The sequence below is a fragment of the Parasphingomonas zepuensis genome (genome assembly GCF_036663735.1).
Lineage (GTDB): Bacteria > Pseudomonadota > Alphaproteobacteria > Sphingomonadales > Sphingomonadaceae > Sphingomonas.
Map to the genome: position 1 here is coordinate 281,200 of NZ_JAXOJO010000004.1, position 15,771 is coordinate 296,970.

Here is a 15,771-nt window from a genome sequence, read left to right on the forward strand (position 1 = left end):
GAAAAGAGAGACGAAAGGGCCGCGTTAGTTGCTCTTGCCCGGTGCTGAGACGGTGACGGGACCATTCAGCCCCGCATAATTGTAGAGGACGGCGACGACCGACTTCTCTGCGCCGGCCATGCCGTAGGTCTTGCCGGCGCCCTCGATCACATAATATTCGTTGGCCGCATGGCTGTTGCCGCCATAGCCGAGCATCCCGCCGACGACGGGAATGTCGAAGGGCGCGCCGTTACCGGCGAACAGATAGGCCGGCCAATAACCGCCCATGATGCTGTTGACCGCCGAGATCGGGCCATGCCCGATGTTGAACTGATCGAACGCGGCATAGACGGCCCGGCCGATCTCGTTGTCGGTGTTGCGCTTGGCCCAGGGCACGTCGCCCACGACATTGATCTCGACGTCCTCGTAACCGAGCTGGTCGAGATATTTGCGGAGCTTGGCCACGATGTCCGGCCCCGTCATGTTCGGGATGTATCGGAAATTATGCTTCGAGGTGATCTTGTTCGGCAGGATCGCGCCCGATCCGCCCGGGAACATGTTGCCGCCCCAGATGCCGTCCATGTTCATCGCGGTGCCGTAGCGCGACATGCGCAGCACCTCATACGCATCGTCGGAGATGAAGCGCGCGACGCCGAGGCCCTCGGCCGCCTTCTTCACGTCCATCGATTTCGCGCCGGCGCGCAGCTTCGCTTCATTCTCGGCCGAAAGCGGCTCCATATTGTCGTAGAAGCCCGGGATCAGCACCTTGTTGCCGTCGGGAGAAACCAGCTTCGACAGCATCTGGATGTGGCGCCAGGCGGGCGAATCCACCGACCGCTTGTTGCCGCCATGGATGTCGGAATAGGTGGGCCCGCGGCCCCATTTCGCGCCGCTCGTCGTCAGCTCGATGAACACGCAGCCTTCCGAACCCGATAAGGGTCCGGCCGTGCCGGCGGGCGACTGGAAGCCGAACGTGTACATCGCGTCCGCGCCCTTGATGAGTTCCGGGTGCGTGGTGACGAACTTGTTATAGCCCATCGACATGCGCTCTTCGTCGCCTTCCGCAACGAAGATCAGGTTCACCGGCAGCTTGCCCGTGACCGCCTTCATCGACATCAGGGCGTTGAGCATGGCCATTTGCGGGCCCTTGGAATTCACCGCGCCGCGGCCGATCAGCACTTTCTTGTACGGCGCCTGCTCGACGAGGCGCGCCTCGAACGGCGGCGCCTTCCACAGGTCCGGCTGCGTGACCGGCATGGTGTCGTACATCCAGTAGATGACGAGCGTCTTTTTCGCGCCTTCGTTGCAGTTGGCATAGACGACCGGATTGCCCTGCTGGCCCCATTTGGTCTTGCCGACGTCATAGACCTGGGTCTTCTGGCAACCGAGCTGGTCGAAGAAGCCCTTCACCATCTCGGCCGATTCCTGGATGCCTTCACCGGTGTTGGAGATCGACGGCTGCTGAATCCATTTCTGCAGGTTCACGACGTGCTGGTCGATATTCTTGTCGATATAATCGTAGATCTTGGTGAGTTCGGGATTGTGAACCTTGCTCTTGTCCAGCTTGATCGTCTCGTCGCCATAAGGACGAATGCCCAGCTTGGGGGCGCCCGTGGGCGCCCCCTTGCTTTCGGTGGTGTTGCCGGCTTCGTTCTTGCCACAGGCGGCGAGGGACAGGGCGAGGGCGGTCGCGACCGTTATGCTCAACGTTTTCTTCATGGCCTTCACTGGTCGGTCGCTCCCTATTTCACGTTGATCGGGCCATTGAAGCCGGCGTAATTGTAGAGTGCGGTCGCGAAGACTTTCTCGGCGCCGGCCATGCCGTAGGTTTTGCCGGCACCCTCGATCACGAAGAACTCGTTCGCGGCATGGGCATTGCCGCCCGCGCCGGCGCGCACGCCGCTGATCGGAATGTCGATCTTGGTTTCGATTCCCGAGAACAGATAGGCTGGCCAGTAGCCGCCCAGCATGATGCTCGGATCCTCGCTGATCGGCTGGCGCGAGATGCTGAACATGTCGGCCGTATGGGCATTGGAGCGCCCGAGCTCGTTATTGTTGGTGCGCCGGGCCCAGGGAACATCGCCGACGACGTTGATCTCGACATCCTGATAGCCGAGCTTGTCGAGATATTTCCGCAGCTTGGCCACGATGTCCGGCCCCGACATGTTGGGGACGTAGCGGAAATTATGCTTCGAGGTGATCTTGTTCGGCAGGATCGCACCCGATCCGCCCGGGAACATGTTGCCGCCCCAGATGCCGTCGGTATTCATCGACGTGCCCATCCGGGCCATTTTCAGATGCTGGTACGGATCGTCCGAGATGAACCGCGCGACGCCCAGATTCTCCGCTGCCTTTTTGAGGTCGTAGGTCTTGGCCTGAGCGCGCAGCTGCGCTTCCTCGGTCGGCGTCAGCGGAACGATATTGTCGTAGAAGCCGGGGATCAGCACCGTGTTGCCGTCCGGCGAGACCAGCTTCGACAGCATCTGGATATGGCGCCAGGCAGGGGAGTCCACCGACCGCTTGTTGCCGCCATGGATGTCCGAATAGGTCGGCCCTCGACCCCATTTCGCGCCGCTCGTCGTCAGCTCGACGAACACGCAGCCTTCCGAGCCGCCGCCGCCCCACATCGCGTCGGCGCCCTTGAAGAGTTCGGGGTGGGTGGTGACGAACTTGTTATAGCCCATCGACATGCGCTCTTCGTCACCCTCGGCGACGACGATCAGGTTCACCGGCAATTTGCCCGTGACGGCCTTCATCGACATCAGCGCGTTGAGCATCACCATCTGCGGACCCTTGGAATTGGTCGCGCCGCGGCCGATCAGCACTTTCTTGTAGGGCGCCTGTTCGACGAGACGGCCTTCGAACGGCGGCGCCTTCCACAGGTCCGGCTGCGTGACCGGCATGGTGTCGTACATCCAGTAGATGACGAGCGTCTTCTTCGCGCCTTCATTGCAGTTCGCGTAGACGACCGGGTTGCCCTGCTGGCCCCATTTGGTCTTTCCGACATCATAGACCTGGGTCTTCTGGCAGCCGAGCTGGTCGAAGAAGCCCTTCACCATCTCGGCCGATTCCTGGATGCCTTCGCCGGTATTCGAGATCGACGGCTGCTGAATCCATTTCTGCAGGTTCACCACATGCTGATCGATATTCTTGTCGATATAATCGTAGATCTTGGTGAGTTCGGGGTTGTGGACCTGGCTCTTGTCCAGCTTGATCGTCTCGTCGCCATAGGGACGAATGCCCAGCTTGGGGGCCGAAACGGCGGCCTGGGTCGAGCCATTGCCCGCGGCATCCTGTTTGCCGCAAGCGCTGGTCAGGGCAATCAGGCCCATCAGGATCGGCAATCCGAGAGACTTATTGGATATCATGCGGTCTGACCCCCTTTTTGTAGTTCGTACAGTTGTGCGGTGACGATCGGCGCGAATATGCACGGCAAGGAAGGCGGTCCGGCGCTACGACGCCAGTCCAGCGACTGATCCCTGTGGGAAATTATTCGGAGAGATAAGAACACGAGAACAAATGCGCGGCATAGCTACTCCCCCTGTGGAGCGTCATGCCCTCAATCATCCTCCCCGCCGGCCTTGATGGCCGTTTTTATTCTCTATTTTGCTGATCCATGCCGGCAGCCCCTACCGGTCACAGAAAGCTTCGTGCCTGGCGATAATACATACAAACCAGCGTCGCTTCTCATCAAAATGCGAAGTAAAATCGCTGGAGCCTCATGGAATCCACCAGAGAAACCGCGTTTCGCACCGGATTTCGCGCACGCGGAATTGCATCGGCACGCCTGTGCCGTGCGTCTCGCGAATCCGGTCAGGCCGGAAAGGATCGGCAGATTCGCCCCGAGCGGACGCCAGGTTCAGGCCGGTTTGGCGGCGGGTGCGTGCTTGCGCGGGATCAGGTGCAGCACCGCGACGATCACTCCGCCAACGATCATCCCGACCACCGCCGAGCCGAGCGCACCGACCAGCCATTCTACCAGCCCCTGCGCCACCGGCGACGCATGGCCCACCGCCGCCGCAGCGTCGTGCAGGCCATGGGAGATGACCCCCAGCCCGAATTCCTCCATCCCGTGTACGATAAACCCCCCGCCGACCCAGGCCATGGCGGCGACGCCAAGCGTCGACAGCCCCTCGAGCAGCAGCGGCATCGCCTTGACCAGCCCGCGCCCGATCGCGCGAACGCTCGCATTCCCGCGCTGCGCGAGATGCAGGCCTATATCGTCCATCTTAACGATCAGCCCGACCACGCCGTACACGCCGACGGTGATTGCGATCCCCACTGCCGCCAGCACCACGCCCTGCATCACCACCGAGCTTTCGGGGATGTCGGAGAGCGCGATGACCATGATCTCCGCCGACAGAATGAAATCGGTACGGATCGCGCCGCCGACCTGGCGCCGCTCCAGTTCCTGCGGATCGGTGATCTCGGTCACTTCATCGGCATGGGAGGTGCCGGTGATCGCCTCGAAGATCTTCTCGGTCGCCTCGAAGCACAGATAGGCGCCGCCGATCATCAGCAAAGGGGTAATCGCCCAGGGCGCGAAGCTGCTCAGCAACAGCGCGGCCGGCAGCAGGAACAGCAGCTTGTTGCGCAGCGATCCGACCGCGATCTTCGCGATGATCGGCAATTCGCGATCAGGCGTCAGGCCAGTCACGTAGCGCGGTGTGACCGCGGTATCGTCGATCACCACCCCGGCAGCCTTCACGCCAGCCCGGCCCGCCGCGGCGGCGACATCGTCGACCGATGCCGCGGCCAGCTTCGCGATCATCGCGATATCGTCGAGTAGCGCTACCAGGCCTCCGGGCATTCGATCACTTCCTTGTCGCTTTCAGGCGACCGCTGGTATCGAATTTTCGGCTGAGCGCCAGACTTACCGCGCAGGGTTAACCGGTTCAGCGCCGATAGGCGAGATCCCGGGCGTCGATCGCCGCCTGCCACACGCGCAGCACATTGCCGCCCCACAGCTTGTCGATCTGCTCGGGCGTGTAGCCGCGGCGCTTCAGTTCGGCGGTCAGATTGGCCGTCTCCCCGACATCGGACCAGCCGGTGACCCCGCCGCCATGGTTGAAATCGGAGGACAGCGCGACATGATCGATCCCGATCCGCCTCACTGCATAATCCACCGCATCGGCCAGATCGGACAGGCCCGCTTTCGGCTCGGTGCCCACGATGTCGTGGTAACGCCGGTCATACTCTACCTGGCGCTCCGGCGAGAGCACCGTGCCGCCAGACGGTGACAGGCCGAACGCCGCCTGGAGTTCGGCCACGGCCTGCAGCGTCTTCGGGCTGCGGGCGCGCAGATAGGCGCTGAACGCGTTGATCCCGATCACGCCGCCGCGCGCCTTGAGCTGGTCGAGTTGCGCGTCGGTCAGGTTGCGCGGGCTGTCGACGAGCGTGCGGAGGTCGGAATGGCTGGCGACTACCGGCGCGCGGCTCAGCGCCAGCACCTGATCGAATGCCGCGTCCGACAGTTGCGAGACGTCGATCAGCACGCCGAGATCGTTCAGGCGCTTGACTGCCTGCCGGCCGAGCGGTGAGAGACCCCCACTCTCGGCAGGGCGATCGCCGCGTTGGAGCGACGGCCGGGACGAATCGGCGAACTGGTTGTGCCCGGCATGGACGAACCCGACGATGCTGACGCCGCGCGCCTGCCACTGGTCGAACGCGGCCAGATCAGTGCCGAGCGGCCACGCGTTGAGCAGGCTCTCGACGACCGCGAACCGTCCGCTTGCGACGATCCGGCGGACATCGGCGGGCGATCGGGCGAAGGCAGCCCGATCAGGATTCCGATCCGCAATGGCATGAATCGCCAGATCGCGCGTCGTGAGCTCACGCTGCGCGGCGGCAAGCGATGCCGCATCGCGCTGGCCCTGCGGCACGAACAGCGCGATCGCGGCCGTCGTCAGCCCGCCCGCCCGCGCGCGCTCGAGGTCAAACTGGGAGGCCGGGTCGGCGAGACCCGTCCAGCCCGGCACCGTGGCCGTCGCCGGCAGATCGAGATGGGGATCGAAGGTGATTGTCTGCGCGGCGAGCGGCGTAGCGCTCAGCATCAGGCTTAGGACGAAGATCATGGGTCGCACGGCAAATTCCTTTCAGCGCAGTTCGAACCCAAGCCCGGACAATACCGAGCGCAGGATGTGCCGGCCGGCCATCGAGTCCGGTCCGCGGGTGCGGTCGCCGGCCTGTTCGGTCCAGTCGCGCTCGGTCATGCCCTGCTCGCGCTGGAAACTGCGCAGCCGCTCGTCGTAACGTCGCGCTGCCTCGCGCTGCGCGCTGGTCCAGGCATAGGTCTCGTGGAACAGGATCGATGCCTGGGGCAGGCGCGGCTTGATCGAGGCCGGGCGCGCCGGATCAGGCTTGCCGACGACCAGCCCGAACAGCGGAAACATCCGCGGCGGCAGATCGAGCTCGGCGGCTACCTCGGCGGGCCGGTTGCGAATGCCGCCGACATAGACCGCGCCGAGGCCAAGCGATTCGAGCGCAGTCACCGCGTTCTGCGCGGCGAGCGAGGTATCAACGGCACCGAGCAGGAAGGTCTCCAGATAATCAAGCGCTTCGTCCGGCACGCCGCGGTCATTCGCGAGCTGCGACAGCCGATCGAAATCGATCAGCCACACCAGCAGGAGCGGTGCCTCGACGATATGCCTTTGCGCTCCGGCCAGCGCCGCGAGCCGCGCCTTGCGCTCCGGGTCCTGCACGGCGACCACGCTCCAGACCTGCAGGTTGGAGGATGACGATGCGGATTGCGCCGCGGCGACGAGCGTCTCGATCGTCCCGGCCGGCAAGGCATCTGGCAGATAGGCGCGCACCGAGCGATGGTTGAGCAGCAGCGCGAGCGTCTCGTTCGCTTCGGTCAGGTCGGGACCGTCCGGCGCACGATAACGCGCCCACGCCAGTCCCTGAAGCGAGGCGCCCCAGTCGGTCGGGTCGATCGCGCGCTCCCCGGCCACCGTCACGACAATTCCGCTACGGCGAGCGCTGCGTCGCGGTGGACAAGGCTATTGTCGGGCCGCCTGAGCCCCAAATTCTCCCGCAATGTCCGGCCTTCATAGTCTTCGCGGAACAGGCCGCGGCGCTGCAGCAGCGGCACGACCTGATCGACAAAGTCGTCCAGCCCGGTCGGCAGGACCGGGGGCATGATGTTGAATCCGTCTGCCGCGCCTTGTTCGAACCAGCGCTGGATCAGGTCGGCGATCTGCTCGGGCGTGCCGACCGTGGTCAGATGTCCGCGCGCGGTGGAAACCTGACGGTAGAGCTGGCGCAGGGTGGGCCGCTCGCGCTCGACCAGGTCGGAGACGAGCTTCAGCCGGCTCTTGCTGCCATTGGTATCGCTTGGCAGCGGCGGCGCGATATCGTCGAGCGAATAGCCCGACAGGTCCATGCCCTGATAATGCCGCTTGAGGATGCCCCAGGCGATGGCGGGATGGACCAGCGCCTGTAGTTCCTCGTAGCGCGCCTGCGCCTCGGCTTCGGTCCCGCCGAGCACCGGGAAGATGCCGGGCATTACCAGCAGATCTTCGCGCCGGCGGCCGTACTTGGCGAGCCGTCGCTTCACATCGGCATAGAATTCCTGAGCGTCCTCGATCACGAGATTGGCGGTGAAGATCACCTCGGCCGTGCGCGCGGCGAGTTCCCGGCCGGGCTCCGACGCGCCGGCCTGGACGATGACCGGATAGCCCTGGGGCGGCCGCGCGATGTTGAGCGGGCCGCGCACCTGGAAATGCGGGCCCTCATGCGCCAGCAGGTGGAATTTGTCGGTGTCGAGATACACGCCGGCGGCACGGTCGCGGACGAAGGCGTCGTCTTCGTAGCTGTCCCACAGCCCCTTCACGACATCGATATATTCCTCGGCCCGCTCGTAGCGGCGGGAATGTTCGAGATGCTCGGTCCGGCTGAAATTGGCAGAGACGTCGGCGCCCGTGGTGACGACGTTCCAGCCCGCGCGGCCACCCGAAATCCAGTCGAGCGAGGCGAACTTGCGCGCGGTGGTATAGGGATCCTCATAAGTCGTAGTCGAGGTCGCTACGAAGCCAATCCGCTCGGTGACCTGCGACAAGGCTGCCCAGAGCGTGACCGGCTCGAAATGCGCTGCCTTGGCGTTCTGACGGAACGTTGCCTCGTCAGTGAAATCGGCATAGCCGCCGGGGCTGTCGGCGACGAATACCAGATCGAACTTACCACGTTCGGCGGTGCGGACGACGTGCTGGTAATGTTGCAGGTTATGGCCGGCATCGGCCTGGGCGCCGGGATGCAGCCACGCCGCGACGTGGTGGCCCGTTGCCTGAAGGAATGCGCCGAGGCGCAGTTTGCGGTCGGTCTCGCTCATGCGGGAATCCTTTCGGTCTGGGCGTAGCGGGAGGCGCCGAGATCGGCCTCGACCCCCAGCAGCGCGAGCAGGTCGTGCTGGAGCGCGGCTGCGCGCTCGCGTCGGGCGATGCCATCGGGCGGCAGCGCGACCGCGATATCGGCGACGATGCGGCCCTGTTCGAGCACCACGACACGGTCCGCCAACTCGATCGCTTCGTCGACATCGTGGGTGACGAGCAATACCGCCGGATTGTGCGCCGCAGAGAGCCGGCGTAGCAGCACGTGCATGCGGATCCGGGTCAGCGCGTCGAGCGCGCCGAATGGTTCGTCGGCGAGCAGCAGGGCAGGCCGGCGGACCAGCGATCGCGCCAGTGCGACACGCTGCTGCTCCCCGCCGGAAAGCTCGAAGGGCCAGCTCTGCTCGCGGCCCGCCAGCTCGACCTCGGCCAGCGCTTCCAGCCCGCGCCGGCGCGCGTCCGGGCCGTCCAGGCCGAGCACGACATTATCGAGCACGCGCTTCCACGGCAGAAGCCGCGCATCCTGGAAGACCACTGACAGGCGCTCCGGCACGATCAGCGTGCCTGACCCCTCTGCTTCATGGTCGAGGTCGGCGAGCGCGCGCAGCAGGGTGCTCTTGCCCGAACCGCTACGGCCGAGCAGCGCGACGAACTCGCCCGAGGCGATGTCGAGATCGACGCCGTCAAGCACACCCTTGCGAGTGAAGCGGCGTACCAGACCGCGGACATGGACGACCGCGCTCATGCCGCCAGCGTCCGGCGCCAGACCAGCGCCCGGCTCTGGATCAGCCGCACGACGGCGTCAGATACGAGGCCGAGCACGGCGTAGATCACCAGCCCGACCAGCATCACGTCCGTCTGCGCGTAGTTGCGGGCGAGCGTGATCATGTAGCCGATCCCGCTCGTCGCGTTGAGTTGCTCCACCACCACCAGCGCCAGCCAGGCGGCGGTGACGCCGAAGCGCAGGCCAAGCAGCAGGCCGGGCAGGGCGCCGGGCAGCACGACGTGGCGGATGAAGGCCCAGCGGCCAAGCCCCAGCGTCTCGGCCAGTTCGACCTGCTTGAGATCGATCGCCCGCAGGGCGCTGTGCGTGTGGATGTAGATGGGAGCAAACACCGTGACCGCGATCACCGTCACCTTCATCGCCTCGCCGACCCCGAACCAGAGGATCATGAACGGGATAAGCGCCAGCACCGGAATGCCGCGTTTGAGCTGGACCAGGCCGTCGATGACATAGCCGCCAAGCAGGCTGAGCCCGGAGAGCAGCGCCAGCGAGACCCCGGCCAGCACGCCGAAGCTGAGACCTTGCGCCGCCCGCCAGGCTGAGACCGCGAGATTTTGCTGAAGCCGGCCGTCGCGCACCAGATCGATGCCAGTGGTCAGCGCCGTCCAGGGCGCCGGCAGGATGCGGTTGTCGAGGAAGCCGGTCAGGGACAGCACCGACCAGTAGATCAGCAGGAGGACGGGCCCGATCACCCAGCCCCAGGTGAGCGGGGCCTCAAGTCCCAGACGCCGGCTGCGCCGCTGCGGCGTGGGCGCGGGATCGACCCGGTCGACCAGATGGCCGTTTGCGCCGGTCAGGAAGCCGGCCTCTACCAATTGGGGAAACAGGGCGTTCATCACACCTCCTATCGGCTCACTGCGGGGGCGCTGGTCGTGGCCGCGGCAAAGGCCTGGGCGGCGATCGCCTCGAACCGGCGGTCGAACAGGTCGGCCGCGTCGAAGCGCGGCTTCTTCATCTCGGGAGCCATCAGGTCGATCGCGCCCTGCTGATAGGCAACCGCCTCATCCCACCGGCCCGGCACATCGGTCTGGCCGGCGGCGGCGATGATGAGCCGCGCATCCGCCAGCGACAGACCCTGATGCTCGACATAATAGCCGCGCGCGAGAATCTCGGGATTGGCCGTCTGCCATGCCTGGGCGCGGGCCCATAGCCGGACATAGTGCTTCAGCGCGGCGGCCTTGGCCGGGTCCTGCAGCACCTCGACCGGCACATAGGCGAGCGTGGCGTCGTCGCGGAACGGCGGATGGTTGAGCAGGGTGGCGCCGTCATGGCCGAACTTGCGGACATAGCGCTCGGCGACGATGCCGCTGCCGACCGGGGCGACGTCGACGATGTTGCTGGCGAGCGCGCTGGTATAGACGTCGCCACCGATGCTCGACGGCAGCTCGACCAGCTTCACGTCGCTGATCGACAGGCCGGCCGCCTTCAGTGTCTGCAGCACGATCTGCCCCTGGACCTGGCTCGGGCTGAAGGCGATGCGCTTCCCGCGCAGGTCGGCGATTGTCCTGATGCCGGCCTTGGGCGCGATCGCCAGCACGAGGGCGGGATGGCGCAGCGGATCCTCGCGCTGGCGAAAGGCGATGATCTTGACCGGCAGGCCGACCCACACGGCGTGGATCGGCGGGACGTTCGCCCCGAGCCCGACATCGAGCGCCTTGGCATGAAACGCCTCGGTCACGTCCGGCCCGCCAGTGATCTGGGCCCATTTGATCGTGAAGGGCAGCTGCTTGTCCCAGCCCTGATTCTCGACGACCCATTGAGTCACCGGATCGCCGACCACCAGCACGGTCCCCTCGGGAACCGTATCGGGCAGCGGTGCCGACAGGGCGAGGCCGCCGTCCGCTGCCGCTGCCCGGCGATTGGGCGCGAAGGCGAACAGCAGGGCGATCGAGACCACGACGAACGCGGCGAGCCCGATAAAGCCCCAGGGCCTGGTCCTGGCGGCGCGCGGCATCAGCCGAGCACGTTGAACAGCTCGCCTTCCAGCGGCTGCGAGACGAAGCCGTCGGGACCGCGCGTCAGATCGCCGGCGACGGTGATGCGCCGCACGGCGCGGGGCAGGTCGAACAGCGCATAGTCGATCGGCCCGGCATGGGCGACGGCCTGGTTGTCCCACACCACCAGCGATTTGGGCCGCCAGTGGAAGCGCACCTGATATTCCGGCCGGGTGACCTCGTAGAAGAGCAGATCGAGCAGCGCTTTGCTCTCGGGTTCCTTCAGGCCGACGATATGGCTGATCGTGCCGGGATTGAGGAACAGCAGCTTCTCGCCCGTCTCGGGATGGACCCGCACCAGCGGATGCAGCGAGACGAAGGGGCCGGTCGAGCGCCCGTCGCGGCGCGGTTTGCTGCCGGCACTGTCATAGGCGCTGGTGCGATGCACTGCCTGCAACCCGTCGAGCAACTGGCGGATCGGCGCCGACAGTCCCTGATAGGCAGCGACCAGATTGGCGAAGAGCGTGTCGCCACCATAGGGCGGAATGACCGTGCCGTGCAGGATCGAATAGCGATTGGGATTGGCGACGAAGGTGATGTCGATATGCCACCCCTTATAGTCGCGCAGCGGCTCCCGGCCGGGCGGGGCGGCTTCGTTCCGGCTGCGGCGCGCGCGATATTCCTCGACGCTGCGCTCCCAGATCTCGGGATGGTCATCGAGACCCTCGGCGATCGGATGCGCCGGCGTGAGCGGGCCGAAGGCGCGGCCGAACGCCTTGAGCTCGTCGTTGCTGATGTCCTGGTCGCGGAAGAAGACGACACGCCAGTCGTGCAGCGCCTTCTGGATGTCGGCGGCGGTCTCGGCGTCGATCGGCTGGCGCAGGTCGACGCCGGAGATTTCGGCGCCGATCACCGGGGTGACTGGTTCGACGGTGATGCGGCTATAGGTGAACCGGTCGGCGGGATCGGGGCGAAGCGCGGCTACATTGCTCATGGAAAATCCTTTCGGACGATGACGATCAGGCGGCGACGGGCTCGGGCGGCACCAGCCTGAGGCTCTCGGCGGGATAGCGCGCACCAGTGGTGGCACCGCGCGGGAAGGCGGCTTCCAGCGCGGCGATCGACGCGGCGTCGAGCACCAGCTCATTTGCGGCCCAGTTCGATTCGAGATGCTCGATGTGGCGGGTGCCGGGGATGGGCACGACGTTCTTCGACAGCACCCAGGCGAGGCTGACCTGCGCGACGCTGGCGCCGAGCGTCCCGGCGACTTGCTCGATCGCCGCGCGGCGGCGGCTGTTCGCGGCGATGGCGTCGGGCTGGAAGCGCGGGTGGATGTGCCGACGATCGTCCGGATCGGTGATCTCGGCGCCGGCCAGGAAGCCGCGGCCGAGCGGGCTATAGGCGACGAAGCCGATGCCGAGCTCCCGCACGGTGGGCAGGATCTCGACCTCCACATCGCGGGTCCACAGCGAATATTCGCTTTGCAGGGCGGTGAGGGGGAAGGTCGCATTGGCGCGGCGGATGCCGTCGGCGCTTGCCTCGGACACGCCGACGCCGCCGATCTTGCCCTCGTCGACCAGCCGGCCGAGTTCGCCCACCGACTCCTCGATCGGAATGTCGGGATCGACCCGGTGGAGATAATAGAGATCGATGAAGTTGACGTTGAGCCGTTTCAGGCTGGCCTCGACCGCATCGCGTGGGCTGACCGGCACGACCTCGGCGCCGCCGCCGTTCGGGCGGTGCACGAACTTGCTGGCCAGTACGAGCGGGGCGCGCTTGCGGGCGATGGCCTGGCCGAGCAGCGTCTCGTTGTGGCCGTTGCCATAGCCGGTCGCCGTATCGAAGAAGGTGATGCCCAGATCGATCGCGCGGTGGAGCGTGCGGATCGAGCTCGCGTCGTCGGCCTGTCCATAGGTGTGCGACAGCCCCATCGAGCCGAAGCCCTGGCGGCTGACATGGAGATTTCCGAGTTCGGGCATTCTGTAGCTCCTGACGATCTGGCGATGGCCGGAGACTGCGCCAGTTTCCGTACACGGGAGAACGTAGAAAAACTATCCGGGCAGGTAGAATCCATACTTATCTAGTAGGAATTAGATTGATGGGTCGGTGGAGCCTCGCGCGCGTAGGATCATCAGCTCGGGTGTGCGAAAGGTTCGGTTATTCAGATGGTTGGAGAGCAGATCGCCAGGCGGTTTCGGACGGCCTGTAGAAAATCTATCCGTCCGGCTAGACTTAATTCCCATTGACTCAGTGGGAATTTGGCTGGACCTTTTCCGTGCAGATCAGGGGGTCCGCGCCGCACCGGAAAAAACCGCGCATTTGCTGGTGTTTCGAGAAGGCGGCCGCCCCGTTGGCGGGCGGGCTGGAGAGGGCCGTCCGGCGATCGCACGAGATCATTCGACACAAGGACAGGCCCATGAAGAATCCCCATCGCCGCACGCTGCTCCTGACGACCGTCGCGGGCGCGCTGCTGGCCGCTCAGCCGGCCCTGGCGCACCCGTCCGAGGGAAAGGGGAGCGCGGCCGCGACCGCCGCAGATCCAGCCGACACGGACGATGTCGGGCCGGATGTCACGGTGACCGCGCGGCGCCAGGCCGAGCGCGCGCAGGACGTGCCGATCGCGCTGTCGGTGCTGACCGGCGCCTCGCTCGAGCGCAATGGCGGCTATACGCTGAGCGACGTCCAGTTCCAGACGCCGAGCCTCACCGCCTATAATTCGAACCCGCGCAACTCCTCGATCGGCATTCGCGGGATCGGCGTCTCGTCGGCCTCGGACGGGCTCGATACCTCGGTCGGCGTCTATATCGACAATGTCTATCTCGGGCGCCCGGGCATGGCCTTGTCCGACCTGATCGATGTCGACCGGGTCGAAGTGCTGCGCGGGCCGCAGGGCACCTTGTTCGGGCGCAACAATTCGGCCGGCGTGCTCAACATCACCACGCGCAAGCCCGAATTCACCTTCGGCGCCACCGCCGAGCTCTCGGCCGGCACCTACAGCTACAATCAGGAACGGATCAGCGTGACCGGGCCGCTGATCGACGGCCTGCTGGCCTTCCGCGTCACCGGCTTCAACACCCACCGCGACGGCGTGCTCGACAATATCAAGACCGGGGTGGACGCCAACAGCATCGGCCGCACCGGCGCGCGGCTCCAGTTGCTGGCGACTCCGGCGAGCAACCTGACGCTGCGGCTGTCCGCCGACTATTCGATCGAGGACGATACCTGCTGCGTCAGCGCGACCAAGCTGGTGCTGCCGGCCAATCTGAGCGCGGCGACCGGGCGCACGCTGCAGGCGCTGGCGACGCTCGGCTATGTGCCGGCGCGCAGCCTCGATTATACCCAGAACAACGCGATCCAGAACATGAAGACCGACCAGAAGGGCGTCTCGCTCCAGGCCGACTGGGATCTCGGGTTCGCCACGGTCACGTCGATCTCGGCCTGGCGCTACTGGCATTTCAACCCGCTGCAGGACAGCGACGGCACCCCGCTCGACATCATCCAGGTCAATGTCGCGCAGACCAAGGACGACCAGTTCTCGCAGGAAGTCCGCATCGCCTCGCAGCCCGGGCGCTTCAACTGGCAGGTTGGCGGCTATCTGTTCCACCAGCTGCTCAAGGATCACTTCATCCTCAACCAGTTCGGCTATGACGCGAGCGCCTTCTACACCACTTATGCCCGGCTCGCGAACCCGGCGGCGGCCGCGATCACCATCGCACCGGGATCGCAATATCTCGATGACGTGCGCACCACCGTCGACAGCATCGCGGTGTTCGGCCAGGCGAATTTCTCGGTCACCGACCGGCTGACCGTGACGGGCGGCATCCGCTACACGCACGACAAGCGCTGGGGCCGATCGGATACCTCGACCGTCGGCACGCCCTATGGCCCGACCTCGATCCCGTTCCACTACGATGTCTCGGTGAAGGACAACAACGTCTCGTGGCTGGCCAGCGCTTCGTACAAGCTGGCCGACGATATCCTGGCCTATGCGTCCTACTCGACCGGCTACAAGGGATCGGGCCTGAACCTCAACTCGGCCGTTACGGCGGGCACGCCGCTGGTTTTGTCGCCCGAGAAGGTGAAGAACTGGGAATTGGGCCTGAAGAGCCAGCTGTTCGAGCGGCGCCTGACGCTCAACCTGAGCGCTTTCTCGACCGACCTGTCGGGCCTGCAGGCCAATATCGTGCCGACCAACGGCAACCGCTCCTATCTCGCCAATGTCGGCGACGTCCGTTCGCGCGGCGTGGAGATCGACGCCTCGCTCCGCGCCACCGACACCCTGACGCTCAGCGCGAACGGTTCGTACAATGACGCGACCTATAAGCGGTATAACAATGCCCCGTGCCCGGTCGGGGTGACCGGGGTGTGCGACCTGACCGGAAAGCGGCTGTTCCAGGCGCCGGAATGGGTCGCCAACGGCACGATCGATTATCATATCGAGCTGTCCGGCGGCGTGCGGCCCTATGCGCTGGCGCAGGTCAGCTACCGATCCAGCGTGTTCGGCACGGCCGATGCCGGGCCCTATAGCCGCATCCCGGGCTATGCCCTGGCGAATTTCCGGATCGGCGCGGCGTTCGGGAGCGGCCGGTACGATCTGTCGGCCTGGATCAACAACGCGTTCGACAAGAAATACTTCCAGAACCTGTCGACCAGCGCGATCGTCGGTGCGTCGACCTTCGCTTATGCGGGCCAACTCGGCGCGCCGCGCACGGCCGGGGCGACGCTGCGGGTGACGTTCTGATCGGCG

The 15,771-nt window shown here is 65.5% G+C and carries 12 protein-coding genes; 1 reads left to right on the forward strand and 11 read right to left on the reverse strand.

What is annotated here, in order from left to right; all coding sequences use genetic code 11:
- Positions 1-24: 24 nt before the first annotated feature.
- The 11 genes from U1769_RS16495 to U1769_RS16545 all read right to left on the reverse strand — a co-directional run bounded on the left by U1769_RS16495 (position 25) and on the right by U1769_RS16545 (position 13,003).
- Positions 25-1,698 carry a M20/M25/M40 family metallo-hydrolase gene (locus tag U1769_RS16495; RefSeq protein ID WP_332718138.1) on the reverse strand — a complete coding sequence of 558 codons (1,674 nt, stop codon included), beginning with the start codon at positions 1,696-1,698 and terminating at the stop codon, positions 25-27.
- 23 nt (positions 1,699-1,721) lie between these two features.
- Positions 1,722-3,347, reverse strand: a complete 1,626-nt coding sequence (locus tag U1769_RS16500) for a M20/M25/M40 family metallo-hydrolase (protein WP_332718140.1) — start codon at positions 3,345-3,347, stop codon at positions 1,722-1,724.
- A 491-nt stretch (positions 3,348-3,838) separates the two neighbouring features.
- Positions 3,839-4,789: a DUF808 domain-containing protein gene (locus U1769_RS16505; RefSeq protein ID WP_332718142.1), complete on the reverse strand. Its 951-nt coding sequence runs from the start codon at positions 4,787-4,789 to the stop codon at positions 3,839-3,841.
- Between the two features lie 85 nt (positions 4,790-4,874).
- Positions 4,875-6,053: a dipeptidase gene (locus tag U1769_RS16510; protein ID WP_332718740.1), complete on the reverse strand. Its 1,179-nt coding sequence runs from the start codon at positions 6,051-6,053 to the stop codon at positions 4,875-4,877.
- Positions 6,054-6,074: 21 nt separating this feature from the next.
- Positions 6,075-6,938 (reverse strand): NADPH-dependent oxidoreductase, encoded by an 864-nt coding sequence (locus tag U1769_RS16515; protein ID WP_332718144.1) that lies wholly within the window; start codon positions 6,936-6,938, stop codon positions 6,075-6,077.
- Entirely contained in the window at positions 6,935-8,308 is a 1,374-nt protein-coding gene (locus U1769_RS16520; RefSeq protein WP_332718146.1) for an LLM class flavin-dependent oxidoreductase, read from the reverse strand. Before U1769_RS16520 ends, U1769_RS16515 begins: the two co-directional genes overlap by 4 nt.
- Positions 8,305-9,051 (reverse strand): ABC transporter ATP-binding protein, encoded by a 747-nt coding sequence (locus U1769_RS16525; protein ID WP_332718147.1) that lies wholly within the window; start codon positions 9,049-9,051, stop codon positions 8,305-8,307. The genes U1769_RS16520 and U1769_RS16525 overlap by 4 nt, the downstream gene beginning before the upstream one ends.
- On the reverse strand, positions 9,048-9,926 hold the full coding sequence (locus U1769_RS16530) for an ABC transporter permease (protein WP_332718149.1): 879 nt from the start codon (positions 9,924-9,926) through the stop codon (positions 9,048-9,050). Before U1769_RS16530 ends, U1769_RS16525 begins: the two co-directional genes overlap by 4 nt.
- Positions 9,927-9,934: 8 nt before the next feature.
- Positions 9,935-11,044, reverse strand: a complete 1,110-nt coding sequence (locus tag U1769_RS16535; RefSeq protein WP_332718151.1) for an ABC transporter substrate-binding protein — start codon at positions 11,042-11,044, stop codon at positions 9,935-9,937.
- The gene (locus tag U1769_RS16540; RefSeq protein WP_332718153.1) at positions 11,044-12,018 is read right to left on the reverse strand and encodes a TauD/TfdA dioxygenase family protein; all 975 of its coding nucleotides are present in this window, start codon (positions 12,016-12,018) and stop codon (positions 11,044-11,046) included. The genes U1769_RS16535 and U1769_RS16540 overlap by 1 nt, the downstream gene beginning before the upstream one ends.
- A 25-nt stretch (positions 12,019-12,043) precedes the next feature.
- Entirely contained in the window at positions 12,044-13,003 is a 960-nt protein-coding gene (locus tag U1769_RS16545; RefSeq protein WP_332718155.1) for an aldo/keto reductase, read from the reverse strand.
- Between the two features lie 437 nt (positions 13,004-13,440).
- Between U1769_RS16545 and U1769_RS16550 the strand changes: the two genes are divergently transcribed.
- The gene (locus U1769_RS16550) at positions 13,441-15,765 is read left to right on the forward strand and encodes a TonB-dependent receptor (protein WP_332718157.1); all 2,325 of its coding nucleotides are present in this window, start codon (positions 13,441-13,443) and stop codon (positions 15,763-15,765) included.
- The last annotated feature ends 6 nt before the right edge of the window (positions 15,766-15,771 follow it).